Source organism: Micromonospora sp. KC723 (genome assembly GCF_004348595.1).
Classification (GTDB): Bacteria; Actinomycetota; Actinomycetes; order Mycobacteriales; family Micromonosporaceae; genus Micromonospora.
In genome coordinates this window covers 1-2,401 of the sequence record NZ_SMKD01000262.1, presented here as the reverse complement: position 1 = coordinate 2,401, position 2,401 = coordinate 1, and the positions used below count along the sequence as shown (strand labels likewise).

The window sequence follows — 2,401 nt, the reverse complement described above, 5'->3', positions numbered from 1 at the left end:
CCGCCACCGCCAAGAAGGTGAGGGCGAAGCCCAAGGCCAAGCCGAAGCCGAGGGTGATCGCCCCGGTGGCCGGCCTGGACCGGGCGCAGATGGACAACGCCATCGCGATCGTCAAGGCCGGACGGAAGATGGGTGCGCCCCGGCGGGCCCTGGTCATCGCGGTCGCCACCGCCATGCAGGAGAGCACCCTCTACAACTACGCCAGCGCGGTGCTGCCCGAGTCGCAGAACTACCCGCACCAGGCCATCGGCTGGGACCACGACTCGGTCGGGCTGTTCCAGCAGCGGCCCAGCAGCGGCTGGGGCACCGTCGCCGACCTGATGGACCCGGAGTACGCCACCCGGGCGTTCCTCACCGTGCTGCTGCAGATCCCCGGCTGGCAGGACCTGCCGCTGACCGTCGCGGCCCAGGCCGTGCAGATCTCCGGCTTCCCCGACGCGTACGCCCAGCACGAGTGGCGCGCGACCCAGGTGGTCGACGCCGTACTCGGCTGATCCCAATCCGACGGTTCGGTTGCCGGTTCGGGGTACACATGAGGGAGGACACCGAACGGAGGACGACATGTCACTGGTGCAGCGGATCAGCGCGTTCCTGCGGTCCCCGAAGGGACAGCAGCTCGTCGACCGGGGTCGGCGCGAGCTGGCCAAGCCTGAGAACAAGGCCAGGCTTAAGCAGATGGCGAACCGGCTCTCCGCCGGCCGCCGTCGCTGACCGCCCCGCCCACGCCCTCGACACCGGGAGCCTCTGTGACCGACGCCGCGCCCGTCGACGACGGGCCCACCGCCTCCATCCCGCTGCCGGCCACCCCGGCGCCGGCAGCCGCCCCGGCCGCCGCGGCGGACGCCCCCGAGGCGCCGCCCGCGACGCTCTGGGACCGGATGCGCGACGACCCGCAGTACGCGCCGGAACACCTCGCCCTGGAGGCGGTACGCCGGCTCGGGCCGGAGGCCGCCGAGTGGGCCACACGGGCCCGCGCCGAGCGGGCCGACGTCACCGCCGACGAGCTCGCCGACCAGGCTGTCCGCAGGTTCGTCAACCGGGCCCGCCTCTCCGGGGCGGTCTCCGGGGCGGCCGGCCTGCCCGGCGCGGTCATCGACGTCGGCGTGCTGGCCTGGACCCAGGCCCGGATGGTGCTGCACATCGCCGCGGCGTACGGCGCAGACCCGGTTCATCCGGACCGGGCCACCGACCTGCTGGTGTTGCAGAAGGTGCACAAGGTCGCGGAGACCGCCCGGCTGGCCCTCGGGGTGGCCGCCGGCCGGGAACGGGCCGGGGCCCTCTTCGGCCACGCGGCGCAGCACCCGCTGGGCCGGGTGATGCTGCAACTCGGTGTCCGGTTGGCGCGGATGGCCGGCGTGCGGGCGGCCAAGCGGATGTTCGCCAAGGTCGTCCCCGGTGCCGCGATCATTCTCGGCACCTGGGCCAACTCCTCGGCCACGAAGGATCTCGCCGAGCGGACCCGGGCGCTGTACCGGGCCGGGCGGCCGGGCCTGCCGCAGCCCCGGCGTCCCTGACCCGCCGTCCGCGCCGCCGCGTCCCGTCACGGGGGCGTGGCGGCGCCGTCCGGCGCGGGCGGCGCCGACCACCCGGGCCGGTGGCGGTCGATCCCGGTGTTCCGGTGGACGCCACCGACGCCTGCGCGACGGTCAGAGCCGCCAGCCGGCGGCCGGGAAGGTCACCTCGGCGAGCCGGTTCTGCCCGGCCGAGTTGGGGTGGAACCAGTCCAGCGCGTTGACCTCGGCGAGGGTGAACCGGGCCCGGTGCGCCGCACCGCCGTCGTGCCGGCAGCGCGACCCGTACGCCCGGCAGGCGGCCTTCAACTCGGCGTTGTAGGCGTCGATCCGCTGCCGGACGGCGGCCCGGCGGGCGCGGTCGGCCGGTGCGGTGGAGGTCGGGTTCGCCAGCAGCGCCGGGCAGATCCCGGCGCGCCACGCCCGGACCGCCTGTGGCTCGGTGTGCCCGATCTCCCAGAGCCGGTGCAGGTCGGGGATGCTGGCCACCAGTACCCGTGCCTTCGGCCGGCCCTCGCGCAGCACCCGCAGCCCTCGGTCGACCTGGCTGCGGAACGTCTCCACCGGCGTCATCCGGTCGACCCCGCCCCGGCAGGCGTCGTTGGCGCCGATCAGCACCGTGACGTAGTCGGCCCGGTCGCGTACGGCGGCCGCGGCCTGGCCGGCGAGGGCCTCGGCGCGCGCCCCGGGAGCGGCGTGGTTGCGGGCCCGGCCGCGGATGGCCGGGTTGGCGTCGAGCAGCCGGCGGTAGTGGCTCTGCACCCGGATGCCGTCGCCGGTGGACCACGAGTTGCGCCGGCAGGAGGTGAGCGTCAGGCAGGAGCCGAAGCCGGTGCTGACGGAGTCGCCCAGCGCGGCCATGGTGGCGGGCAGGCCGGGTGGGGGGGACC

The 2,401-nt window shown here is 75.5% G+C and carries 3 protein-coding genes and 1 pseudogene; 3 read left to right on the top strand and 1 reads right to left on the bottom strand.

Going from position 1 to position 2,401, the window contains the following annotated elements:
* The 3 genes and pseudogenes from E1165_RS28485 to E1165_RS28480 form a co-directional block, all read left to right on the top strand.
* A pseudogene (locus tag E1165_RS28485) lies at positions 1-494 on the top strand (peptidase M23); the annotation flags it as partial.
* A 67-nt stretch (positions 495-561) separates the two neighbouring features.
* On the top strand, positions 562-711 hold the full coding sequence (locus E1165_RS29320) for a hypothetical protein (protein WP_165945356.1): 150 nt from the start codon (positions 562-564) through the stop codon (positions 709-711).
* A 35-nt stretch (positions 712-746) separates the two neighbouring features.
* A complete protein-coding gene (locus E1165_RS28480; RefSeq protein ID WP_371687413.1) occupies positions 747-1,514 on the top strand; it encodes an EcsC family protein in 768 nt (255 codons plus the stop codon).
* 132 nt (positions 1,515-1,646) lie between these two features.
* On the opposite strand, the gene E1165_RS28475 is transcribed toward E1165_RS28480, so the two are convergent.
* Positions 1,647-2,401 (bottom strand): GDSL-type esterase/lipase family protein (locus tag E1165_RS28475; protein ID WP_371687412.1); only part of this gene is annotated, 755 nt, incomplete at its 5' end.